The sequence below is a fragment of the Phocaeicola sartorii JCM 17136 = DSM 21941 genome, assembly GCF_054653615.1.
The window spans coordinates 494,556-520,142 of the sequence record NZ_BAAIFW010000006.1; the positions used below are offsets into that span (position 1 = coordinate 494,556).

At 43.9% G+C, this 25,587-nt stretch carries 14 protein-coding genes; all 14 read right to left on the minus strand.

Annotated features, from left to right (window positions below; genetic code table 11):
• Positions 1 to 8 precede the first annotated feature (8 nt).
• Positions 9 to 1,442, minus strand: a complete 1,434-nt coding sequence (locus ACYQ0C_RS19100) for an alpha-L-fucosidase (protein WP_016277425.1) — start codon at positions 1,440 to 1,442, stop codon at positions 9 to 11.
• Between the two features lie 8 nt (positions 1,443 to 1,450).
• Positions 1,451 to 3,001 (minus strand): hypothetical protein, encoded by a 1,551-nt coding sequence (locus tag ACYQ0C_RS19105; RefSeq protein ID WP_016277424.1) that lies wholly within the window; start codon positions 2,999 to 3,001, stop codon positions 1,451 to 1,453.
• A gap of 183 nt (positions 3,002 to 3,184) precedes the next feature.
• Positions 3,185 to 5,059, minus strand: coding sequence for a TonB-dependent receptor (locus ACYQ0C_RS19110; protein ID WP_016277423.1), 1,875 nt, complete (start codon positions 5,057 to 5,059; stop codon positions 3,185 to 3,187).
• A 43-nt stretch (positions 5,060 to 5,102) separates the two neighbouring features.
• Complete coding sequence (locus ACYQ0C_RS19115) at positions 5,103 to 5,612, minus strand: hypothetical protein (RefSeq protein ID WP_016277422.1); 510 nt, start codon at positions 5,610 to 5,612, stop codon at positions 5,103 to 5,105.
• 51 nt (positions 5,613 to 5,663) lie between these two features.
• Complete coding sequence (locus tag ACYQ0C_RS19120) at positions 5,664 to 6,962, minus strand: glycoside hydrolase family 88/105 protein (protein ID WP_025076980.1); 1,299 nt, start codon at positions 6,960 to 6,962, stop codon at positions 5,664 to 5,666.
• A 29-nt stretch (positions 6,963 to 6,991) separates the two neighbouring features.
• The gene (locus tag ACYQ0C_RS19125; RefSeq protein WP_016277420.1) at positions 6,992 to 8,158 is read right to left on the minus strand and encodes an alginate lyase family protein; all 1,167 of its coding nucleotides are present in this window, start codon (positions 8,156 to 8,158) and stop codon (positions 6,992 to 6,994) included.
• A gap of 5 nt (positions 8,159 to 8,163) precedes the next feature.
• Complete coding sequence (locus ACYQ0C_RS19130) at positions 8,164 to 10,554, minus strand: glycoside hydrolase family 2 TIM barrel-domain containing protein (RefSeq protein ID WP_016277419.1); 2,391 nt, start codon at positions 10,552 to 10,554, stop codon at positions 8,164 to 8,166.
• Positions 10,555 to 10,573: 19 nt separating this feature from the next.
• On the minus strand, positions 10,574 to 11,806 hold the full coding sequence (locus tag ACYQ0C_RS19135; RefSeq protein WP_016277418.1) for a glycoside hydrolase family protein: 1,233 nt from the start codon (positions 11,804 to 11,806) through the stop codon (positions 10,574 to 10,576).
• 107 nt (positions 11,807 to 11,913) lie between these two features.
• The gene (locus ACYQ0C_RS19140) at positions 11,914 to 13,926 is read right to left on the minus strand and encodes a glycoside hydrolase family 88 protein (protein WP_025076979.1); all 2,013 of its coding nucleotides are present in this window, start codon (positions 13,924 to 13,926) and stop codon (positions 11,914 to 11,916) included.
• Positions 13,927 to 14,020: 94 nt separating this feature from the next.
• Positions 14,021 to 18,130, minus strand: a complete 4,110-nt coding sequence (locus ACYQ0C_RS19145; protein ID WP_016277416.1) for a hybrid sensor histidine kinase/response regulator transcription factor — start codon at positions 18,128 to 18,130, stop codon at positions 14,021 to 14,023.
• A 127-nt stretch (positions 18,131 to 18,257) separates the two neighbouring features.
• Entirely contained in the window at positions 18,258 to 19,400 is a 1,143-nt protein-coding gene (locus tag ACYQ0C_RS19150) for a glycoside hydrolase family 88/105 protein (RefSeq protein WP_135950460.1), read from the minus strand.
• 793 nt (positions 19,401 to 20,193) lie between these two features.
• On the minus strand, positions 20,194 to 20,751 hold the full coding sequence (locus tag ACYQ0C_RS19155; RefSeq protein WP_016277414.1) for a hypothetical protein: 558 nt from the start codon (positions 20,749 to 20,751) through the stop codon (positions 20,194 to 20,196).
• Positions 20,752 to 20,765: 14 nt separating this feature from the next.
• The gene (locus ACYQ0C_RS19160) at positions 20,766 to 22,424 is read right to left on the minus strand and encodes a RagB/SusD family nutrient uptake outer membrane protein (protein ID WP_016277413.1); all 1,659 of its coding nucleotides are present in this window, start codon (positions 22,422 to 22,424) and stop codon (positions 20,766 to 20,768) included.
• Between the two features lie 15 nt (positions 22,425 to 22,439).
• Positions 22,440 to 25,562: a SusC/RagA family TonB-linked outer membrane protein gene (locus tag ACYQ0C_RS19165; RefSeq protein WP_016277412.1), complete on the minus strand. Its 3,123-nt coding sequence runs from the start codon at positions 25,560 to 25,562 to the stop codon at positions 22,440 to 22,442.
• Positions 25,563 to 25,587 lie beyond the last annotated feature (25 nt).

A 25,587-nucleotide genomic window follows, 5' to 3' on the forward strand; every position in this document is an offset into this window, starting at 1 on the left:
CCTGCTTATTACTCCGTATCTACAATTTTAAAGACCTTCTCCGAATTGGAAACCAACTTGATAGCAGGAAGCTTTTCCTTCAAATCCAGCCGAATGACAGTCGCTGTCCGGTCGGGCATTCCGGCAGGCAGCTGAATGGTTACCGAACCTTTACGTGCTTCCAGTTTCAGCGGTGATCCGTCTGCCAGAAGAGTGGCACGTCTGCCTGTGAAATCTCCTTGCAGATGCAGCTTGCCGTCCGTGGGCCAATCGAAGACACAAAGATAAAGTACCGAATTCTTCTTGTAATCCTTACGCACACACTCTCCCCATGCCGGATGAAGTCCGCTTCGTTGGGTATTATATATCGCCTCACCGTTACGCGACAGCCATTCACCTGTCTCTTTCAGACATTGACGTGCCTCAACAGGCACATCGCCCAATCCGTCAGGCCCTACGTTCAACAAGTAATTCCCGCCCCGTGCCGCAATAGTAATCAGATTACGGATAATCTCCTGAGACGACTTCCAGTTTTTGTCCCAGCTTTTATAGCCCCAAGAACTGCCGATATTCATACAGGTTTCCCAATAAATACCTTCTATATCCTCAGCCTTGGGTACTCGTCCTTCCGGTGTTTTATAGTCTCCGGGAAAATTAGGACGCTTTAAGCGGTCGTTCACAATGATGTGCGGATAGTTTGCCAGTTCCTTCATCACATCCTGCGCCTGCCGATCGGTAATCACCTGCGGTGTATCAAAAAACATGACTCCGATGTCATTGCCGTAACGAGACAACAACTCACGAATCTGCGGCAACGATACCCGATAAAAATAATCCTGGAAGGATACCGATGTTTGCAGACAATCCCACGATCCGATATGTTCTTTCGTATAACGGTCTATCTCTACCGAATCGGGATTCGCCCAACCCTCGCGCATCTCTTTACGGGCCGTGTTACCTCCCGGGTTACACCAGTCCTGCGATTGCGAATAATAAAAACCTATCTTCATGCCGTGACGGCGGCATGCCTTCACCACCTCATCCACAATATCACGACGGAAAGGCGTATAATCCACTATATTGAAAGAACTTGCCCGGCTTTGAAACATGGCAAACCCATCGTGATGCTTGGTGGTAAAGACAATATATTTCATACCAGCCTCACGAGCCATAAGCACCAGACTATCCGCATTAAAATGCACCGGATTGAAAGTACTGGATTTGGCACGATATTCACGCACCGGTATCTTGCAACGGTTCATTATCCACTCGGCACCGCCACGACGTTGCTGATATCCGTTATACACTCCGCCATACAGGCTATAAGGCCCCCAATGGACAAACATGCCGAATTTGGCTTCTTGCCACCATGCCATTTTCTGTTCTTGAGATAAAGACCGCTGACCGACACATCCTATGGTTGTCAGACAAAGCAAAAGGAATATTGACAATTTTCTTTTCATCGTATCAATTATTTAATCAGTAAAGACAAATCCGCTTTTTGGCGGGCCATCAGTTGAGTTACATAAAGAGAACGCGGAAACACATTGGTTTCATTATGTCCTTCCCATACGCCGTCAGGCCTGTCTGTAAAGACTCCGGGATATCGTTCCCCTTTAGTCCCTATACTATAGTTCTTTCCAGAAGCCCAAGGACTCTGCACTGCCGCGCGGCCTACATGACAATTCCACAATACCTGAGTCACCCCGGCCCAACCATGACCGCTACCCATTTTTCCACGATCCTGCACATTGATATCGCCATCTGTCACAATATTATCATATAGAGTTCCTACTGCCCAGCGATGATGAGGACCAATGTCCGCATACGTCTGTGTAGCCGTACAATTATAAAAAACATTGGGACCGCAGACCTGTGAACCGGTGATATAATCATGCCTTCCTTCCGTACTTTGACAATTCATAAACAAATTCTGCTGGCCTATGTTATTGAAAGAATAACGCAAACCACCCGTAATGACTGCCTTGGGTTCCAGATTCCGACAATTCCGCACGGTCACATTCTTGGCGAAACGTTCACAACTGACAGCGGCATAGCCAAAATAACGTGCTGTGACATTATCCACCCAACAGTTTTCCGCTTTTTCTATCTGTACGCCTATCCACCCGTGTTGTGTATCTTCATAGTCGTCAAACTCTGATTCCAGACACAAATCCGATACACCTACCTCATTGATGCGTCCGTCAAACTTATACTTGTAAACATCACCGCCACCATATTTCCAGTCCATCTGCATCACTACCGGATTATCAATAAAGAGGCGATTTCCCTCCACCCGAGTCACCTCCCTCTCAAAAGCAAGGTTGTATTCCTGAGGTGTCCATTGGCGGGTTCCTTTCCGTTCCTCAATCTGATCCATCTTTATATCATGAACCCATTTCTGTGTTCCGGGACGATAAACAACGATTTTATCACCGGACTTGAATCCCTCACCACAAGAGACTTGGAAAGAATGAGTACCGACAGGAACAAATTTATCCGTGATGCTCACCCGTGTCCCTGATATTTCCTCACGAATGCCGGCACCTGAAATTTTTATTAGAGCATACTTCCTTTTGGCAGTAGCAATGAGCCGAGTCTCGTCCACATTACTTCCCTCTCCCTTCAGAACCACTCCTCCAGCCTTTATCACGACAGACTGTGAAACAGGATATAATCCCCGCTTCAAAAGCAACACCCCCCGATGTCCGTTCTGATCAGCGGGAAGCTGCGATATTTCATCCACCGCCTGCTGAATATGCGCCCAGTTATCTCCCTCAACAGGAGAAATAATCCGAGTAACAGAATGTTGCGGAATACTTTGGTTGCCATGATGATAACCCACCCGACTGAAATCGGGGATTACATTCCCCTCCTCATCGGGTATATAAACCAGTTCTCCACTTTTACTTATTTTCACAAGAGAGGATTGCCATGGAGCCGGCATCTTTGTCTGTGCAGGCAAGACCGTACACAAGGCTGACAATGTGCATGCACTTATCCAATGTCTGAATGTCTTCATTTCTTTATATCTTCTAAGTTATACCTACTTTTTCACATACAAAAATAAAGAGACACCCTAAAAAAGACTTTTAATATTATTCCAATAAGTTGTAGAAACACTCCAACAATGCCTGTCCCCATAAAAAAAGAGGCTGAAAACAACAAACCTTTGTTTCCAGCCTCTTAATAATTACATAGTTCTTCAAAAATGCACTTTAAACCCACCCATTCCGTTGAATCCAGGCATTGTATAACCACGATTGATCATATAATCGGTATTTGTTATATTATTTAATGTAACAAATAGTTCGAAAGCACGGAATGCCATATAGGTGATTTTCATATTGAGCAATACATAGTTCTGGTGTTCTGTTTGATCAGAAACATAAAGCCCGCCGATTCCCTTCAATTCCGCATCCATTTTAAGTTTTGGCAAAGCCTGCCAACCAAATCCTAAAAAATATTGATTTCTGGGTGCTGCCGTCAGATTATCTAACGAAGTGTGAAGATAACTATAGGAAGCCCTCAAGTTTAACTTATCAATCGGACAGCTACTTGCCGACACCTCTATTCCCTTATTGATGAAACGACCTGCGTTCTCATTCTTCATATCTACTGTTTGAATCAAATTATCTCCCTTGCTGTAATAACCGGTGACATCCATGCTGAAATAACGGGAGAAAGTTTTTTCTACAATCACTTCATAGTTCATCATCCGTTCCGGATCAAGTTCCGGATTGGCAGAACGATAAAGATACATCTCGCGAAAGGAAGGGTTACGATATCCTTCAGACAAAGAGGCTTTTACCGTCCAACCCTCAGCAGGATGAATCACGAAACCTCCTTGCGGTATCCATTGCGTACCGAAACGATCACTGTTCGCCATACGAAGCCCTGCATTCAGAATCAATGCTCCTTCGAACCAATCTTGAGAAAAAGTAATATAAGGAGAGTATTCCGTAATGCTTTTCCGACTGATAGTAGATATAGAACCTTCTGTATGCGCATTGCCGCCTGAAACAGGAATTTTGCCCGTATAAGTATCATAGTCAAATCCCAACGTAACTGACGCATCCTTCCAAGGACGGACATTCTGATAGGCAAGAACACCAAAACGGTCATCCAGACTATGGAAATGTTTCGGATCATCAATGTAATGGTTACCATAACTATAATAGATACGCACACAACCATTTGTCCTCTCATAATAGTTGCTCAATGACAAGGATGCCTCTCCACGAGTGATGTTTTGGTGATAAATATCCGTAGATTCCGATTTAGAGAGCTTGGGATAAATCGGGTCATTGCCTACAAAATTCATTAAAGAATAGTCAGCACGCTGTTTCCAAGTCTGACTGAAATCATATCCCAACTTGACATACAGACTACCTTGTTTGAAATCAAAGTCATCCTCTATACCGTCCGTACGGTCATAGCCCAAAGATACGAGTGAGGAAAATTTGCCTAGCCGGACCGTATTGACAAGCGATGAACGCCAAGTGTTATAAGAACCATATTGGGAGCTAAGGGTCGTATGCACTCCATTCCGGTCGGCATTCTTGGTAATGACATTGATTACTCCTCCCATGGCATTAGACCCATAAAGTACCGAGCCAGGTCCTCGAAGCACTTCCACCCTATCTACATATTCCGTTTCGTAAAAATCAGCCACATGATGCGAATAGATTCCGGCAAACTGAGGCTGACCGTCCACCATCATCAGTACCGCATTCGTAGGAGAACCGCCAACACCTCGTATCTTGATTCCTCCCGATCCTCCGTTACTGACTCCAAAACCCAACACATTGCGTTCGGAGACAAATAGACTGGGCACCTGGCCTGAAATAGCCGAAAGCAACTGCGACTGTCCGGTAGCCTCCAACTGGGAACTTTTGACAGTAGAAACGGTATAAGGAAGCAAATTACGTCCGGTAGCATGATTGCTGCCAGTCACTACCACTTCACCAATGCGGTAAATGCGAGTTGTATCCACCACCTGTGCTGATGCACCCAAAGAAAGAAAAGCTGTGCATAAAGTAGCACAGCTTATACATTGTTTGAAGGATAGTCGGTTCATATTCCAATAATCTATTAAACGCTATTCTACAAAAACCAACTGTCTATCTACTTGCAAGCATTTTCAACAAGAAATACCCTCCAAAAATCTGCAATAAAATGCCAGGAATACCTATACGGAAGTCTTGGACAGCCGCATAAAAACTGCCTGTCAATGCCCACTCTGCCAACGTACCGAATACTTGGTAACCCAATACTACTCCCATTAATGCCGGTATGGAAATCTGCTTACTACGAGAAGCCATATACCCCGCAATAATTGCCAACAATACGGACTTAATCAGAATAGCCGGCAAAACAGCCACGGCAGGCATTCCAAAGAAAGAACTATTAACAAGCGGAGACAGGATAGCTGTCAACAATCCCACCTTCATGCCATACTTATACGCACCCACCAAAGTAAAAAAATAAATAGGAAGCAAAGTAGGTCCACCTAAATGTACCCAATGACACAACTGAGGAAGCATAACATTGCCAAAAACGAATAATAGGGCAAACAGATAAGTGTGCACATTATTATAATTCAATGAATAAAGTTTTGCTGTAGATTCCATAATTTTCAAACGATTCTAATTTATATCCATGTTTATTTTTCTGTCATCATTTTATTGGGCTATCTTGTCCTTTTCCATAATTACCGCAGCCCACAAAACGCCTGCCACTGCTTCTTTGGCGTTCAAAATTTTATTGACTGTAACATAAGCCACAAAATCCTTCTTGATGGTCACCCCATCACACGCGCCGATGACATCGAGCAGACCTTGATTGTTCACTCGCACAAAAGGATAAAGGCTTTCATATCCTCTCCGGGCCACAGAAGCATATTCCTTCTCTTTCAACAATCCCAAATCAATGCCACGCTGTATAGCATATACAAACATCGCCGTACCCGACGGATCGATAAAATTCAGCGGATTAGTACCTTTATCTACCACCATGAACCACCCCCCGGTATTGGCATCTTGCACATTCTTCAATCCTTTCACCATTTTTTGATAGACATTCAACACATCATTATAATGTGCATGAGTTTTAGGAAGGATAGCCAACAATTCGGGAACGACCAAGGTGTACCAGCCCATACCCTCACTCCACACTTCGGGAGAAAGACCGGTCTGCTTATCTGCCCATATAGCTTTTTCGGGTTCGGTAGTCCAAGCATGGAGCAACAATCCGTCAGGACGCTGCAAATGCCGGGCTGCCGACAGAATATTACGACAGGCTATATCCAAACAATAATCCGTCTCACCCACGTATTGTGCACAACGAATCAAGAACATCTGCATCATAAAAACACCGTCAATCCACATATTAGGCGATTTATTACCATGCCAGAATTGTCCGTCGGAACTAGGGTAATCGGCAACAGCTTTCAGAATCTGTAAAGCAGCCTTTTTGTAACGCTCATCACCTGTACGCTTGTAAAGCGTGCAAAAAGCAGAACCTGTCATAAAGTTATCCAAATTAGTCAAGGCACCTCCCTTATAATTACCTTCCGAATCCATAAAATGATCGATGTATTGTTTCATATACTGGGTGTACTTCTCATCACCAGTAAGCAATCTTAATCGGTCCATGGCTTCGAACATATATCCTTGTACATACGTATAATCCTTCCAATAAGCAGTACGGTAATCCGGATAACGCGCCATAATTGTTTCCGCCAATGGTACAGCCAACATTTCGGGAGCTGCTCCCGGTACATAATTCAGTTTTGCAGCAGGATCTCCCTGTGAAGTTGTACGGCGCAAACGAGTGGTAACTTGTTGTGTCACCATCATAGTTACATTGTTCTCATTAGTTACATATCCGGTTGTAGATACAGTATTCTGAGCTTGTACAAACACAGTCTGCAAGGCAGCAAGGCCCAAAAGCCCTATTACCGCAACAATTTGTTTTTTCATGGTATTCATTTCCTAAGATTATTCGATTTTTAATAAAGCCAAAGAATGGGATTACGAATCGGCAGGTTACGAACCACTTCTTCATTTTCAGGGAAATGATCCAATGCCAACCATGTCCGATAATAATCCTCATTATTAAATTGTTTCCAAGCAAAAATCAATGCAGGTTGCGCCACCGGCCACTCTTCCCAATACATCACATCGGCAGGATAGCCCCACGACTGTTTATCAACAATATAAGGATGCATAAACTGAAGAGCTTTCCGCATATTTTTCCCGTCGGAAGTGGTGTACTCCCATAAATTATCTTTGTCAGTAGAAAGTATTTGGCAGAGAGCAGCCATGGCATCCAGATTGAACAAGGAATATCCATAAGGTTTTGTGCGTTTCAGCTCACGCGGAAAACTTCCATCAACTTCCATTTGCTCTACCAAGAATATGTGCTTGAAACGTTCTGCACATTGTTCCATGATCTGCTTGTTCCCCACGTATTTGGCGAAAATAGCAGCCTGCATGGCCCAACAAGTTCCATGATTATTGGCAGCGTTCATTTCATCTATGCCATAAGGATGTGTCGTCATCCAATCCAGATAAGCGTCAAACCATTTCTTTGTACCCTCCAACAACTCTTGAGACAGAAGTCCCTTTTCCTCCAACCGGATAAGCGACTGAACGATCTCTACCAAATGAATCGTATCAATTATACCAATGCCACGTCCTGTCGCTATGCCTTTAATAGCCTGTGCATAAAGTAAATGCGGATTCATACGGGTTCTTTCATCCATAAACCAAGCCTTTATATGCTTCACAACAGGAGCTATATAGTTTGGATCACCCGTCAGCAAATAGGCAGAAGTCAGATTACCCACAATCCGGCTGAAGCGTATCATCGCATGTCGGTGTTCCACAAAGTTATCCGGATTGGTTTCTCCATCCCGACGGATATACGGACCTTCGGGATGAAGTGTATCAGGCCACCAATAATCCCCTTCTGAAAAGAAATCATGGGGAGTACCTACACTGCGCTCGGCAATAAAAGATGTCACAGTCACCGGTTCTGCCTGCATATCTTTTTCTGCCCTTTTCAGAATCTCCAGTTTCAATGGCTCTTCCAACTGCGCCCGCACCTTGTCTGCTGAATGGCAAGATTGTAAAAGAAAAGTCCATACAACAACTATATAATATACATGCTTCATATTTATTAATTTATAGTTATAAATTGTGTTTCAAGATTCTCTGATTTCACGGCTACCACTGACTTACCGGAACCTCTTTTTACCCGGATGGAAGCAGTACCATTAGCAGCCTGTACTTTAGAAGACCCACTCACCGTTCCTTGATTCTTGACAAGTTCCCCATCACCGGCCAGTTCAAAACGAATCACTTTCTTTGAATCCAGACAAGGAATACCCTTCTCATCCACCAAACTTACCTTCACTAGAACAAATGTTTCATCCATCCCTTCTGACGAAACGAGCAAACGTTTTTCCTCTCCCCATTTCTCAGTCTGATATCTTACCGTAATTTCATCTTCCAGAACAGTCTTGTCTTTCGCCACAGCTATTGCCTTTATCTCATTCTTTCCTGCATTCAGCAGTACCTCCCAACGCAGACCTGCAGCAGGAAATTCACGGCTGTCACGCAGTTTTTTTCCTTGGCTTATCCCATTGACAAACAACTCCACCTCTTTGCAGTTGGAATATACCAGCACTTCTTTCCTTTCGTTCTCACCGCCCCATCTTACAGCTTGGGAATGCCCATAAATATGCACCATAGGAGCAATCGCCCAATAGGACTGGAATACATAAAAACTTTCTTTCTTAGTAAAATCGCGCTCTATCACTCCTTTCTGGTTTACATACGGCACCGGATTTTCAGGACGAACCGGAGTAGAAAAGTCTTTGAACGGCCAGTAAGCGGTTCCGGTAAGCCATGGCATATTCTCTTGTTCTTTCAAATGCCAGTCTATCAACTTCACGACGTAAGTCTCGGACCAATCTTTTTTTGTTGGCTCCTTGTCTTCAACATGACGCCCCGCATGACTGTCACCTCCCCATTCCACATGCAGAAAATGTTTAACACGCTCCATCGCTTCCCTTGAATAATTCACATAGTCTGTATATTTTCCGCGATACCATCCTGCCCAAATGGTAGGTGAATAGACATCAACAATATCACTGCAAAACTCACAACGACGGATAGCCGTCTTACGACAAGCGTCCAATGTGTGAGACAACGTATTCAGTTCACTCATGAAAGCACGTATTTCACCCTGTTCGTAACGCTCGAAATCATTAGGCCAGTCATTCTCATTACCTAATCCCCAAATAATAACAGCCGGATGATTGTAATGCTGGGTAATCATGTTAGTCAACATACGCCGAGCTTGCGCCCGATAGTTCTCTCCACCAACTCCACCACGGCACCAAGGTATTTCCTCCCATACCAGAATGCCTAGTTCATCACACAAGTTCAAAATGATTTCAGACTGCTGATAGTGTCCCAAACGAATAAAGTTCACTCCCATCTCTTTCATCATTTTCATTTCTTGTATCATCTGTTCCTCAGTCATAGCTGCTCCTACCCCTGCATGGTCTTCATGACGGTGAGTACCCCGAAGCAACAAACGTCGTCCGTTCAAATGAAAGGGACCTTTCTCAACAAACTCAAAATGACGGAATCCAAATTTCTCGACCGAAGTGACGCTCTGTCCGTCTGCACTCACAGTGACTTCACAAGTATATAGCCTTGGAGCATCCACGTCCCATACTACAGGTTTATCGATCTTGACATCAAGCAAAGAGAGTTCCCCCAGCGGAGTAACCCCATTCAGTTTCCGACTAACAACGATCTTTCCATCCGCATCCTTGACACATACCTGCACATCTGCCGTCCGGACATCTGCCGGGTTATAGAACGTTCCTGCGATTTTCAAAGAAGCATCCTTCAGATTCTTTGCCAAAGACGGATCAATGTGCAATCCGCTCATGGCTACCTTTGGTAAATAAACCAAATTCAGGTAACGGTAAATGCCACCATATACATTGAAATCAGACAAGTCCGAAGGAATCATTTCAGCATCTCGACTGTTGTCACAACGTATGCTCAAAGGGATCTTTCCCTTAAAACGAGCCGCGGCATCACTTGCTAAAAATGCCTTAACCGCATCCGTGATATCTACATTCCAACTGTCATAACCGCCCACATGGCTTCCCACCTTGGTGGTATAAATATAGACATCAGTCTTCTGCCCGGCTCCTTCAAATTCCAACAGGATACGTCCGTCAGGATAGGGATTATGAAGGGAAAGCTGTGTCTTGTACCAACCTGGACCCTGATAATAATTCACATCCGGATCCACCCCATCTTCCGCATTGAAACAATGCGGAAGAGTGACTTCCTGCCACAAAGGCAGTTCTTCGGGCTGCCCAGGTTTTACAGGACGGACCGCCTCCCATATATTCCCTATGTCCTGACGAAGAAATACCCAATTATCCGTCAAACGCTCTTTATGTTGCACAGGAACCTTCGCTTGGAGGCTACCTGCCAACACCGTTAAAAAAATAATAACACCTATCCACCTACTAACCATAATCCTATCTGTTATTTTTTTACAATACCGCACTACCTGTCGCTTCCAATTTAGCCTTCTTCAACAATGCCTCCAAGAAATAATAATCGGCATAGATGATAGGCACATCCATTTCTGAATTATGATTGCCCGATCCTACACTGTGAAGCAATAAAAAGCCACGATCTCCCCGCAAACGTGCACGATACCCCTTCGTAAGATTTTCCAAAATAGCATCGGCCCATACTTTGTATTGCATGGACATATCCGAAACATACGTGGACAATTCGTACAAAGCGCAAGCTGTCACGGCGGCAGCAGAGACATCCCGAGGTTCATCAGGAATTTGAGGAGCATTATAATCCCAATAAGGTATCAAATCCTCGGGAAGCGTCTTGCTGGAAAAGATGAAACCGGCTATCCTCTCGGCTTGCTTCAAGAATTCGGGCAGACGAGTTTCACGATAACACATTGTGTACCCATAAAGCCCCCAAGCCTGCCCTCTAGACCAAGCCGACTCATGTGCATATCCCTGATGAGTATGCTTATGCAACACCGCACCAGTTATTGTATCATAATCAACTACATGATAAGAACTGTAATCTTCTCTGAAATGATTTCTCATCGTCGTACGCGCATGATTCACCGCAATGTTATAATAAATAGAATCACCCGATTCCTTGAATGCCCAATATAGCAATTCCAAATTCATCATATTGTCAATAATGACCGGGCACTGCCATTTATCCCGATTATGATCCCACGAACGAATACATCCCACATTTTCCTTATAACGCGTAATCAAAGTAGCAGCCGACTGAAGCATAATTTCCTTGTATTCCTTATTACCTGTCAGCCTGTATCCGTTTCCGAAACTACAATAAACCTTAAAGCCCATATCATGAGTACCCGCATTCGTTTTTTCACGTTCTACCGGTGCTGTAAATTCTTCTGCTTTCTGCTTCCAGTAATTGTCTTTGGTATATTCATACATATACCAAAGCTCTCCTGGAAAAAAACCACTACACCAATCACGCGAAGCCACCAGACGCAAGGATCCATCCGGCTGTATATTACGCGGAGCAAACAAATGACGTTCTTTTTGCTCGTCCGTGAAACCGCTTTTCACACTGTCAATTTCCGTAAAAGCATATTTCAACTGTTGGGAGGCAAAGTCAAAATTATCTTTCACAACATCTGTCGATGCCGTATTCCTCACTCCACACGAACTGCATAAAAGCAACAATGAAAAAATTCCTGTCTGTATTTTCATAGATTTTCTATATTAAATATTTGTTATCGTCATAGGACAAAAGTACGTCATTTGCGCCCAAACTCATTATAGATTTATTTCAAATCCTTTTATTATTTTCCCAACTATCAATGCAGAGCACCTTCCAGCGCACAATCGACCACAAAAACAGAGGACAGTGTCTGAATCTCTGTGCGATGCCCCCATGTACAAAGAATCTTTTTTTCCCTATTGACTAAAAACATGTGAGGCACTTTCTCCTTCACCCCATGCCCTTGCCAATTGGTAAACAAAAGCCCTTTCTCAGGAATGTACTGCATGCCCGACAAAAATTTGAACGGCCGCGTATCCGGAAAATCTTTATTAGATAATTCCCATACAATTTCCTTTCGCGGATTGAACTCCACAATCCGAGGATTCTTATCCGCATCGGCTACAGCCACCACGGTATTTCCATCGGGCAAACGAATGACAGAATGCGCACCACCGGATATAGATACCTCCCAAATATTTTTTCCGTTTTCATCATACTCCACCACTTTCTTTCCTCCATAATGAGCCACCAAATAATGACCATTATCCAGTCTGCGCGCATTTCTGATAAAAGATTTCTTTCCGTCTTTCACACCCGGAGGTAAAATACAAACCTCCTTGACAACCCTTCCTTTCGAGTCCACTTCCAGCATTCTACCCCTGTTGCACTCACCAATGAACGTATTTCCATTCTTCAGCCGCTGACAGGCAAAGATATAACTATCACTCTTATACTGGAACACCGTATCTTGATCTCTGGTCATTTCCAACACTCCATGCCCGATAGTAAAAAGAATATTTCCATTCTTCAAGACCCATATATCATTAGAATCAGGCGCGTCATGTTCCCATACAATCTGATCATTTTCAATCAGGAAAACCTTACCTTGAGAATAATCCGTACAAGCAAAAGCCGGGCAAGGCTGTACCTCTGCCAACGGTTTCAACGAGGAGTAATATTGTTCCACAATCCATGTTCCCCATAAAAAAGAAGAAATGACTTCCTGACCGTTCATTTTACGAGGACGAGTAACATACATTTCATAATCTTTTTGAATGCCTAATCCATTGTTGGCATCATACAAATCAATCAATCCATCGTTCAAACTGATTTTCGCTTTCGACAACAAGCCGTAATAACCTTTCAAGACCGTATCTTTATAAGAAGTTTCAGCTATGAGTCCTAGTTCTATGGCACGTTGAATGGCATACGTAAACATACCGCTTCCAGATGTCTCATGCCAGTTTCCCGATTCCATTCCTTTATCGACTACCTGATACCATAATCCGGTTGTTTGATCCTGACAATGTTTCAGCCCTGCCATCAGTTCACAGGTAATCTTGACCAATTCATTGTATTGCGGATGAGATTTCGGAAAAATGTCCAGTGTTTCTACCAATATCAGAGCATACCATCCCAGCCCCTCACTCCAGACTTCAGGAGCCATGCCTGTGTTACGGTCTGCCCAACGAGCATCCTTATCTTCGTCCCAGCCATGATAAAGCAATCCTGTTTCTCCTTTTTTCAGATGCGTATGCATACCAATCAGTTGCTTTGCCGCCTCATCGAAACAATAAGAAGCATCACCAACATACTTTCCATATTTAGTCAGAAACATTTGTCCCATAAAAACACCATCTACCCATATCTGGCCCACTGTGCCTCTGCCATGCCAAAAAACGCCATCCGTTGTCCGAGGATAATCATCATAACTTTTACGGATAGTTTCGGCAGCTTTTCTGAACTTTTCCTCCTTGGTCTGCTGATAAGCCCATACAATAACAGAACCTGCCATCATATCGTCCATACTACGTCCCTTGAAATAAACCAAACTACCATCCGGACGTACCACCTGGTTTGCCCAATTCATGATATAGTTATAATATTGTCTTTCTCCGGTAGTACGCCAAAGTTTTTCCAATCCCATCAGGAAATAGCCTTGCGGATAGCACCAAGGCTTAAAAGGAATATTCAATGCAGAAGGATAACGTGTCATTACAGTCTGGGCTATCCCCTGCGACCACTTTCCGGGCACTCGCCCCGGCAATTGCGCAATAGCTTGCGCAACAACCAAACACATCAGTGTTACAATTGTTATTTTTTTCATTATACATTTATTTTAAAGCCTGTGCTAAGGTAAACCTCTCCCCCTAAACCGGCTTTAAATAATGTATCAATAGTTAGCAAAATCAATCAACACCCTATTCTTTCTTATGTTCCATCAAAAATTCGGTAGGCGAACATCCATACACAGACTTGAAACATTGAGTAAAATAGGCATGGCTGTTGAAACCAACACAAGTTGAAATCTCCGATACAGAATAATCAGACTCCAACAATAGTCTGGCCGCCACTTCCAGACGTTTGTTACGGATGAGTTCCACCGGTGACAGTTCGGTTATGGCCTTCAGTTTACGGTAAAGATTGGTACGGCTCAGCCCCACTTCACGACATATCAAATCAATATTCAACTCCGGATTGGCGATATTCCTCTCTATCACTTCAAAGAACTTCTGCGTGAATCTGTCGGTTCCGGAAACAATCTCCACTCCGATGGCCTCCGGAGAGAACTTCTTCCCGTAGAGACTCCTCAGCTTTTCGCGTGATGCCAGAATATTCCGAATGCGATAAATCAGCACATCCATGTTGAACGGCTTCACAATGTAGTCGTCAGCTCCCGCCGAGAAGCCTTCTTTAATGTGCATCACCATGGAACGGGCGGTCATCAGAATGACAGGGATGTGGCCTGTCCTCAGATCCTCCTTTATCAGCGTACAAAGTTCAAGCCCGTCCTTGCGGGGCATCATGATGTCGCTCACCACAATGTCGGGATATTTGTCCAAAACGATCTCGAAAGCCGTTTCTCCATTATCCGCCTCCAGCACAAAGAAATGGGGGTCCAGACACTCCCTTACATAACTGCGCACCTCCTCATTGTCCTCCACCAGCAATACGGTGTATTTCTTCTCCAGACCGAAAACCTCGGGAGCGGTGGTCGAAGGGATGACATCCATGACCACCCTATCCGCAGCCTCCCGGTCTATCTCCTCTTCGGTGTACACACGGCGGTCTATGGGAAAAAGCACATGGAAGGTGGCACCACCCCGCGCATTATTCTCCACCCGGATGGTGCCATGATGCAACCGGACGATGGACTGTGTCAAACTCAGTCCGATACCGGTGCCCGCCACATCCTTCGCCTTCCTGTCCTCGATCTGATAGAACGGGGCGAAGATGTTCTTCATCTCCTCCTCGGGAATACCCTTGCCCGTGTCGCTTACGAAAAGATGAACCAGCTCCGTATCCTCCGACAGACTTTCCAGTTCTTTCCGTTGTCCGGCAGGGACATCTTTCAGCTTCAGTTTGGCAACAGACAAAACTATTTCGCCTCCCGCCTGCGTGTATTTGAACGCGTTGGAAAGCAGGTTGAACACAACCTTCTCGAACAGGGACTTGTCAAACCAGGCAACAATGCCCACCTCACCACCCTCATACCGAAAGCGGATCTCCTTGCCGGAGGCTATCTGGTTGAACGCGCAGTAAATCTCCATGACAAAGGAACAGATATCGTCTTTGGCTATCTTCAACTGCATCTTTCCTGCCTGATTCTTGCGCAGGTCCATCAACTGGTTCACCAACAGCAACAAACGCTGTGAGTTGTTGTATATCAAATCGAGCTTGTTTCTGATCCCTGTATTAAATTCATTCCGTCGCAGCAGTTCCTGTAAGGGGGAAATGATGAGGGTCAGCGGGGTACGCAGCTCATGCGAGAAGTTGGTGAACATGCGCATCTTGGTCTGATGGAACTCCTCGGCCTGCTGTTGTTTCAAGTGCTCGTAAACCAAAGCCTGTTCCAGATTCTTCTTCTTGATGATATAATACATCACCAGGAAACAGATACCGAAAAAAGAAAAGGCATAAAACAAATAAGCATACCAAGTCATCCAGTAAGGAGGATGGACAATAATAGAAAGTGTACGTATCTTATCATTCCAAATACCGTCATTGTTGGAGGCTTTCACCTCGAACACATATTTCCCAGGTCCCAAATTGGTATAGTATGCTTCTTTACGGTTGCCTACATAATTCCAGTCTTTATCATATCCTTTCAGCCGATAGGCATATTGATTCAAGTCAGAACACACATAGTTCAAGGCGCAATAACCGATCGTTATATTATTCTGATTATAATTCAACTCTATTTTCTCCGTATCGTCCAGTACCATTTGCAAGATGCCCTCCCCAGTCGGATTCACAACCCTATTGTTCACCGCCAGTGTAGTCAAGACCAATGGAGGTAAGAATGAATTGATTTGCAGGTTTGCAGGATCAAAAGTTATAAAACCATTATTAGCACTAAAACAGATATTTCCGTCAGGCAGCAGCATTCCGCTATGTGGACTGAATTCCTGTGCACCAATTCCGTTATCCATATAATAATTATATACCTCATCCGTTTTCGGATTATATCTGGATATACAACTATTGGTACTCATCCATAAATCCCCGTTACGATCTTCCACAACCATACAAACTTCATCATCCAGCAACCCTTCCTTTTTCGTTATATACTTCACGATTCCTTTTTCTTGATCAAACAGACTGAGGCCTCCGCCAAACGTGCCCACCCAAATCTGTCCTGACTTTGTACGGACAAGCGAAGTCACATAATCGGCAGGCAAATGGTTAGCGCCCTTCCCATTCTTACTGAACACAGTACATTCACGCTTGTTCTCGTCATACTTGTACAATCCATTATTACGCGAACCGACCAACAATACCCCTTTTTCCAATTCCAGCAGGCAACGCGAACTACCCGGTGTCCATATACGCCCGGAATCGGCCAACTCAAAACGATTCTGCATCTTTCTGTCTTCAGTCAGTTTCACCAATCCCACCTCCGGCTTAGAAGTGGCCAGCCACAAATTATTATCCTGTGTACGCAAAATAGAATAAACAGATGTAGACTGATGCAAAGGAAAAGCATAGTACAATGAAAAACGTTTGCTACGAGTATCAAACCGATAGATACTTCCTTGCGTCGTCCCGCACCAAATATAATCCTTCTCTTGCATGACCGACTTAATAATATTACGACTATACTGCTGTGACGAAGACGTATCATATAAATAATATTGATAAGTATTCGATTCCAGATGATAATCCAACAAACCTCCTCCTTCAGTTGCTATATATAGACAATGAGGAGGCTGGCAAGCCATAGCGCCATAGACCCCCATCAGCATATTGAGAGCGTTTGTCGGCTCATGAAAGACAAAACGGTTATTATACTTGCTGAAATAATTAACTCCTCCCGAATAAGTACCAACCCATACATTTCCACTATTGTCCACACAAATGGAATAAATGGAAAAATGGCTTAACGTCCCCTTTTCCAAAGCAGCATTGGAACATCCTTTCAGTTGATTGTCTGTCAAGTCAATGGTATAAAGCCCGTCGAAGGTTCCGATAAACAAAGTTCCGGCCGCCTCAGCCAAACAACGGATATTATCTGTAGTAAGTTTACTGTTAGCCGTTGTATAATGAACAGATGTCCCAGTGGACAAATCGACCTTTGACACTCCTCCATAATTGGTAGACACCCATAACTGCTTACGGGAATCTTCATGAATATCAGAAATATTATTATCGGGCAAAGAAGCATTTCCCTCAGTCTTGGCATAATGACTGATTAATTTCAAATTTAAATCACATACGTACAATCCCTTATGTTCCGTACCAATCAACAACTGATGATCTGAAGTTTCCGTAATGACAGAAATAAATTCTCCCTTTATTTTCCCGTCCAAATCGACAGATTGAAAAGTGTCCGCCTCATGCACAAACAAATACAATCCTTTGGAGGTACCAACCCATAAACGGTCATTTGAATCGATAAAAAGAGAACGCACTCCCGAATCCAACAACGAAAAGTTCTTCCCTGCATAAGGAGTGATCCGGTCTGTTTTTAAATCCAGCCGGTTCAGCCCGCGTGACGTTCCCACCCATAAACAATTCTTTCTATCCTCTACTATCGCCGTGATGTGGTTGTCCACCAAACTCAATGAATCACTGTCCAAATGTTTATATACCACCATACGGTTTCCATCATATTTGTTCAGTCCGTTCCGCGTACCAAACCACATATACCCTTTCGAGTCCTGATAAATTTTCAATACGGAAAGTTGGGAAAGCCCGTCCTTCAGGCTTAAATTAGAAAAATAATATGTATTGGCAACCGGAGCGGACTGTACCTCCGTCCATCCTGCAATTTGTAACAATAGAATTATACAAAGCAGTCTTTTTAGCATCTTTGTGGTTTTCATTGTACACTATCAAATAAAGGTTATGCGACACAAAGATAAAATGTTTTCTTTAAAAATTCCAAGCTCTGTACAATTCTATTTATAAAATATTATTTTATGATAAAATCCGGAATCAGTTTACAGTAACCAGTTCCGTAGCACACCATAATAACGGTGCATGTGCATGCAAATCACCTGTAATACGTTTACGATTCATATAATGATTCTTATCATTCTTGATATTCGTTCCCTCACATACGTCCTCCACCTCATCATCCGCATTGATATAAGACACCAGTCCCAACCATCCTTTGCGCGCGACAAGCGCATATTCTTTTTCATCCAGCCATCCTTTTTTTACTCCGACAATCATGGCGTATGTAAACATTGCTGTACCCGACGTTTCATTCCACGCCTCCCTTTCATCAATCAACTGATGCCACAATCCTTCTTTTCCCTGATACTTTTTCAACGTCTTCATCATCGTCTTATAAGCCTTCATGATAGCCGGACGATTCGGGTTGTCCTCCGGTAAGGCAGAAAGCAGTTCAGCCATGCCCGCCGCCATCCATCCATTGCCTCTCGCCCAAAAGAAAGGGGCTTCGGGAGAATGATAAAACAATCCGTTCGGACGTTGTATCTCTTTCAGGTACATCACCATCTCATTGGCAGCACGGTCAATATACTTACGGTCACCCGTCACCCGATAAGCCTGCGACTGAATGGTTGTAATCATAAACATATCATCTATCCAGATGCGAGTCTGCCAAGAATAACCTTTGTCGGCATAAGCCCTTTGTTCCGGTTTCGCGTCAGCCGGCACCTGCCACTGGGTATCAGCATATTTCATACCCAAATCATAGTATTCCTGTCCTCCTTGCTTTTGAATATAAATTTCCAAAGGGACTGCTCCCACCACATTATAGTCCACATGAACCATACGTGGCAACATGTGTTTCTCTGTAGAAAAAAGCGGTTCAAAGCGTTTCACCAGTCCTGCTGTCATCAGCTTGTTATCGGTCGCTTTTGCATACCACAAAGCACCCAGCCATGTACATGCATCAGGATAAGTTATGTAATCAGGTGCTTTTTCCGCACGTGGGTTTCCAAATCGCGTATGTGGAGTTTTCAGGAACTTGTTCACAATTCTGTCTCCCACTTCTTGCGGTTGTGAACCTTCAGGGAAATTTTTTAATGCGGCATTTTGCGCTGATACATTTACCGTGCTCCATAAAAGCATGCCCCATACCCAATTCAGTAAATAGTGTTTTTTCATGTGATCTGTCTTTTAAATTTATACTCGTTTGACCACAAAGATAAAAGAGTTCATGATCATGAACTGCCAAAAATATTCCATTCTCTTTATGTTCTGTATCAAAATAAAAAAGGAGGAGAAACCGTCACTTGGCATTCTCCCCCCAATAAACCTCGGAACCCGAACCGATAGAACGGAATCCACCGATGGACAAGACACTGACTACAGCCTGACAGAAATCTGCTTGCGATCCGCTTGAAAGAGTCAACTCATATTATAACTAAGTATTAACTCCGTCAACCATCCTTACAAGTAAGATGAAGGAGTAGTCAACCTAAAGCGTTAAACTACACCAGAACTACGGTTGCATCCCGACAAAACCACAGTTTCATCCCGGTGGAACTGAAGTTTCAGCCTGATGGAACTAAAGTTTCAACCCTACGTAACCGGTTGAAACTCCTTGTCCGTGTACGCATTCATACAGATGAACGAAGCAGATCATGCGTATCAATAAGTGCTGCCAACAGTTCCAGAAAGACAGCCGGAAAGCATCACACCTCCAGAAAGAACTGGGAAAAGTGGTGGCAACAACACTTTTTACTACATAAAAAAAAGTGCTGCCACCACCCTGCTGAACGCCCTGTTCATAGTGGTTTCAGCAGTAAGGGTGGTAGCAGTGGCAGCACTTTTGCAAAACTCTGAGAGGGGGCGAAAAGTTCAACTAAAGAATAAAACTTAGCCTGTTAGGATTTTGTTCAGCATTCTTTTGAACATTCTTTTTGAAGAAAATTTAAACAGGCTGTTACATTAAAGGCTATTTGATGTTCACTGTCACATAATAATTCTCACTGAACGCACGTACTTCGTACTCATTCGTACGTACAATGACTGTACTTTCCACATCTGTCACATCCATTTTCTTAGCCGGATCAAAAGTCAGCACGCGAATACGCCCTTTTTTTCCAGGCAATGCCTTGATGTATACATTCTGACTGCCCTTCACAGCGTTCTTCCACACCATGCTATAACCTCCTTCGTTGGTATCAGGTGCCAACACATTCCCTTGAGCGTCTACCACTTGGTAATCCTTACCGCATTCCAACCCCTCTGCCGAAGAAGTGTAATAAGCCACTACCGGACTATAAGGACGTGTAAACACGCTCCAAAAATAAGTGGGGACAGCCAATGTTTCTCCTTGATTGACATTATAAACCAATTCATTACCACCCGGAAACTTCACATTTCCCAATCCATAATAGTAAATATGTTCCATTTCCGGATTATTGTTACCCCACTCATCATCACTACAGCTTGTGAACAAAGAAGATACACAAACCATCACTAACAAGATTAAGATATTTCTTTTCATCATTTCCCTTTTTAAAATTAATTACCCCATTTCGGATTTTGTGTTATATTTCCACCAGACGTACTGATTTCATGTGTCGGAACCGGATACAAATAATCACGTTCAGGATCAAAGCTACGCGATTCAGCTTCTTCCAACACATAAATAAAACCTTGGTCATACACTTTCACCCCTTTATAAGTTCCATCCTCAGCAGTCAGGTTATTCTTCAGTTCATTGTAGTTCGCCGTTGTTTCATCAGAACAATAAATCAATCCCAGAATAGCCTTCGGCAAAACTTCTTCAGCTGTTTTCCAACGGATGATATCATCATAGTGCAGATTTTCGTCTATAAATTCCACCATACGTTCGCGACGGATTTCATCAAGCATGTCCAAACCGTTTGCAGCGACAAAGGCATTGGTCAATCTAACATTGAAACCGGCTCTTTCTCTTACCTTATTAATAGTAGCGTCCAATTGATCGTCCGTAATGCTTCCATTCTTCTCATAAAGCAATTCGGCATACGAAATCAAGACTTCGGCATAACGGATAATCATCTTGTCATTCGTTCCATCGCTGGAGTATTCAGAACCGATGTATCCCTTCTTGATAGCATAACCAAAAGCATGGTTCTGATTGGTGGTCACAAAAGGTACATAACTTCCTTTATAAGCTTCTTCACCTGGAGTAAATACAGTCATAGCCAAACGTGGATCGCGATTCTTCAACATATCGGCATACGAACTTTCGGGATGTATCCGTAGAGGTGATTTTTCACGAGGCAATCCATCAGTGTACAAAAAATTGTCCACCATATTCCGGGTCAGTGTAATGCTGCTTTCCAACTGACGGGAATGCTTATGGTTGATAGTACCTGCCGGTCCGTAAATCTTGACAAACAGATTTTCCTTGTTTTGACGTCCTTCTCCATCGTGCAAGAACAGTTTATTGAAATCCGGATAAAGATCATGCTTGCCACTGTTCATCAACTGCCGGGCCGCTGCTATCCCTTTATCTAAATGATCCACATAATTGCCATCCGGTGTATGGTGATATTTCTTATGAGTACCCTCATATAAGCCGATACGGACCAGCAAGCCCAATGCAGCCGACTTCGACACTCTGCCCCAATCATTCTTCAACTCGGAATCATCAATATCGGGCAACCATTCCAAAGCAAACTCCAAATCATCATAACACTGCTGGATAACCGTTTCCCTAGAATCACGAGCACGAACCACATCGGCATCCGACGTGCTGTTGAACACTTTCAGAATCAAAGGAACATCGCCATACTTCTTCACCAACTCAAAATAATTATAAGCACGGAAGAAATAAGCCTCAGCCACCCAGCGATTTCTGCGCCCCGTCTCCACCTGCGCGTTTTCCGATTTTATAATAATGTTATTGCAAACCCCGATACGGTTATAAGGATCCGTCCAGTCACCGGAAGTACCGGAAACACTACGGTTTCCACTGGAAATTCCATTCTGGCTCTTGTCTCTCAATTCATCCGAACGGAAATCGTTCACAAAACCCGGCAAATCCTTATACATCTTATTACAAGCTCCCCGGAGGTCGGTTTCCGACTTCCAGAAGTTATTGTCCGCCAGCGTGGTTTCAGGTTCCCTGTCCAGCGTACAGCCCGACACCATCAATGTGGCGGTTATAAAAAATGAAACTATTTTTTTCATGATCAATCAGTTATTTTAGAATGAAACATTAAGTCCGACAGTCCAACTGCGGAAGAACGGATAGAAACTCCGGTTGATACCATCCTTGCCATTGTCCTGCTCAGGATCGAATACAGACAGCATCTTGGTGTGCTCCCAAATATCCTCACCGGTCACATACACTCTCACGCGTTCCACATATTTTTTCGGTATAGGCAATGTATACCCCACTGTGACATTCTTCAAACGGATATAGGCGGCATTCTGTATCCACTTATCCGAAGTTTTGAAATTGAAATCATTGTTGGCATAGTTACACAGACGAGGCCAGTAAGCATCCTGGTTATCTTCCGTCCAGTAATCACGATGAATGGTCCACGGCATACTCCCCGTACCCGAAAGTGGAGCAATGGCACCAAACTGAACCATCGCTTTACGCTTGCCCACACCTTGGAACATAACAGAGATGTCGAAACCACGCCATTGTGCAGACAAGTTCAATCCATACAGATAACGAGGGTCTGTGTTGCCCAAGTAAACCAAGTCTCCGGTATCGCTCAACGTGCCACTGCCTACACCAATCTCGTGGTCGGCCTTGCCCTGTGACACATATCTTATATCACCGCCACTTACTTTTCCGTCATTAAACGACTTGTACCCCGGATTATCTTTCTTATACTGCAAATATTCCTCACGGCTGCTCCAGTAACCGTCCGTCTTATACCCCCAAATAGTGTTCAGTTCATATCCTTGAAGGTGCTGCACAATACCTGCCTTCACCACACTAACTCCATTGTATTCCACCAGTTCGTTCTTGCTGTCTGAAATATTGAAACCGATCTGATAATTGAAATCCTTGATTCTGTCCTTCCAAGTCACATTCAAGTCCCATCCCCATGTCTTCAGTTTTCCAATATTCAGGTTGGGTACCTTGATACCGATCTGATGAGGAACCTGCGGACTGGCCAACATGTTGTCGTTCACTTTCCAATAATATTCAAAACTACCGGACAAACGATTGTTGAACAATCCAAAATCCATACCGATGTTGGTGGTAGAAACAACTTCCCATGTCTTATCAGTAGAAGCCAGTTCTTCTTGGAAATAGGCCCCTTCACCCATATAGTCCTCTCTCTTGATGAGCGGCATATAGTCATACAAACCCAATACCGCACCATTTCCCAATTCACCCCATGACGCACGTAATTTCAGCTGGCTGATGAAATCAGCCTTGAACCATTTCTCCTCATTGACACGCCAAGCGGCCGACACAGAAGGAAATGCTTTCCAGCGTTTGCCGGGTGCCAGACGGGAACTTCCGTCATAGCGAATATTGGCCTCAAACAAATAACGTTCACGATAATTATAATTGATACGACCGAAATAAGACATCATAGACCACGGATCAATCTTGTCAGAAAGTTCGGTATTGGTCGCAATCGAAGAGTCATAACCGTTGAAAGAGAAGAAATCATCCGAGTTCAGCGATTTAGCCGTAGCATCAATCTGGTCCTGACGATAATTCTCATAAGTACTTCCGGCAAGCAGACTGAAGTTATGCTTTCCATTCAGATCAAACGTATAATTCGCTGTAGCCTCCAACAAATCATGGTAATTGGAATATCTGCATTTGTAGAGCTCGTCCGGATTGTTCACCTGATTACGGATCGTCTTTCCGTCACGGGTTCTCCATTCCAGATGATGCTTCTCCATCACTTCGGCATAGTAACCGGCACGACGGGATGCACTTAAATCAATACGTAGATTCTTCACTACATCTTTGATGCCCAATGTCGCTTTCCCAATGTAGTTTTCCAGCTTTCTCTCTCTGATACCTCCATTCTTCATGATGTCAATAGGATTTCCCTGCAGGTCTCCATTATAGATACTGCCGCTTTCATCCCCCTCGGGTACGAATACCGACTGGCGTCCGCGTGTGGTAAAGAGCGAGTTGAAAATACCTCCCGCACCGTATGAAGGAGCTTCGATATTCCTGCTCTGATATTGCGCATTCAACGAAAATTCAAAATATTTGTTGAACTCAGTCTTCACCTTGGCATGAAGGTTATAACGTTCATTACTGTCAGGACCATACTTCAACAAACCGTTTTTTGTATAATAATTGGCCGAGAACATATAATTAGTTGTCTTGTTTCCGCCACTCACCGACAACGAATGAGTCTGCTGTGTGGTAAAGTCTCTGGTACCTTCTTCCACCCAGTTGATGGCATCAAAGTAATCCCAACGTCCGTTGCTCAACGGTCGGGTATTAAAATTCGGGTTGCCTACCCAAGAAGCCTTTTCTTCCGACCATTCCCTCTTTCCGTCATAGTTCAGACGGCTCTGGTCTATAAAGGCCTGTTCCTCCCATGCGGGAAGACGCTCGGGCATATTGCCCGGTGTATGGAAAGTAAAGCTTCCGTTATATGAAATTTTTGGTTTCCCTTCCGTTCCCGCCTTCGTCGTCACCAATACAACACCGGCAGCAGCACGTGCACCATAAATGGCACAGGAAGCTGCATCTTTCAATACGGAGATAGAAGCAATATCATTGGGATTCACCAAGGTAAGATCTCCCTCCACGCCGTCAATCAAAACCAAAGTCGAAGTGCTGTTGACCGACGAGAAGCCACGGATACGCATACCGGAAGTCTCGCTACCCGGCTGTCCGCCACTACGCAGCACCGTTACTCCAGGCAACTCTCCCTGTAAGGCAGAGAGCACATCTGTAGAAGGCTTGGCAGCGATCTTGTCTCCTTCGATAGCCGACACTGATCCGGAAAGATTTACTTTCTTCTGCATTCCATATCCTACCACGACCACTTCCTGCAAGGTCTGGCTGTCTTCTTTCAATTTAATGACTCCATGGCATTCGGAAGCTTTCCGTTCTAAAGTTTCATAGCCGATATACGAAAAAACCAACGTAGCCTTAGGCGAAACCGTGATGACAAAGTTTCCGTCCATGTCCGTCACCACGCCGTTGGTTGTACCTTTTTCCTGAATAGACACACCAATCAACGGTTCATTGTTCGCCGCATCAATCACTTGTCCTTTGAGTTGAGAAGTCTGCTGGGCATATACACCTATATCCCAAAGGAGCAGAAAACAGCAGCAAAAGAACAATCGCCACCATTCCCAAGAACAATTCTTCTGTTTCATAATTTTAGTATTTTAATGTTTAACA

Coding starts and splice junctions, on each gene's coding strand:
- ACYQ0C_RS19100 (WP_016277425.1), bottom strand. CDS start 1,442: ATGAAAAGAAAATTGTCAATATTCCTTTTGCTTTGTCTGACAACCATA.
- ACYQ0C_RS19105 (WP_016277424.1), bottom strand. CDS start 3,001: ATGAAGACATTCAGACATTGGATAAGTGCATGCACATTGTCAGCCTTG.
- ACYQ0C_RS19160 (WP_016277413.1), bottom strand. CDS start 22,424: ATGAAAAAAATAGTTTCATTTTTTATAACCGCCACATTGATGGTGTCG.
- ACYQ0C_RS19155 (WP_016277414.1), bottom strand. CDS start 20,751: ATGATGAAAAGAAATATCTTAATCTTGTTAGTGATGGTTTGTGTATCT.
- ACYQ0C_RS19150 (WP_135950460.1), bottom strand. CDS start 19,400: ATGAAAAAACACTATTTACTGAATTGGGTATGGGGCATGCTTTTATGG.
- ACYQ0C_RS19125 (WP_016277420.1), bottom strand. CDS start 8,158: ATGAAGCATGTATATTATATAGTTGTTGTATGGACTTTTCTTTTACAA.
- ACYQ0C_RS19165 (WP_016277412.1), bottom strand. CDS start 25,562: ATGAAACAGAAGAATTGTTCTTGGGAATGGTGGCGATTGTTCTTTTGC.
- ACYQ0C_RS19145 (WP_016277416.1), bottom strand. CDS start 18,130: ATGCTAAAAAGACTGCTTTGTATAATTCTATTGTTACAAATTGCAGGA.
- ACYQ0C_RS19135 (WP_016277418.1), bottom strand. CDS start 11,806: ATGAAAATACAGACAGGAATTTTTTCATTGTTGCTTTTATGCAGTTCG.
- ACYQ0C_RS19115 (WP_016277422.1), bottom strand. CDS start 5,612: ATGGAATCTACAGCAAAACTTTATTCATTGAATTATAATAATGTGCAC.
- ACYQ0C_RS19130 (WP_016277419.1), bottom strand. CDS start 10,554: ATGGTTAGTAGGTGGATAGGTGTTATTATTTTTTTAACGGTGTTGGCA.
- ACYQ0C_RS19110 (WP_016277423.1), bottom strand. CDS start 5,059: ATGAACCGACTATCCTTCAAACAATGTATAAGCTGTGCTACTTTATGC.
- ACYQ0C_RS19140 (WP_025076979.1), bottom strand. CDS start 13,926: ATGAAAAAAATAACAATTGTAACACTGATGTGTTTGGTTGTTGCGCAA.
- ACYQ0C_RS19120 (WP_025076980.1), bottom strand. CDS start 6,962: ATGAAAAAACAAATTGTTGCGGTAATAGGGCTTTTGGGCCTTGCTGCC.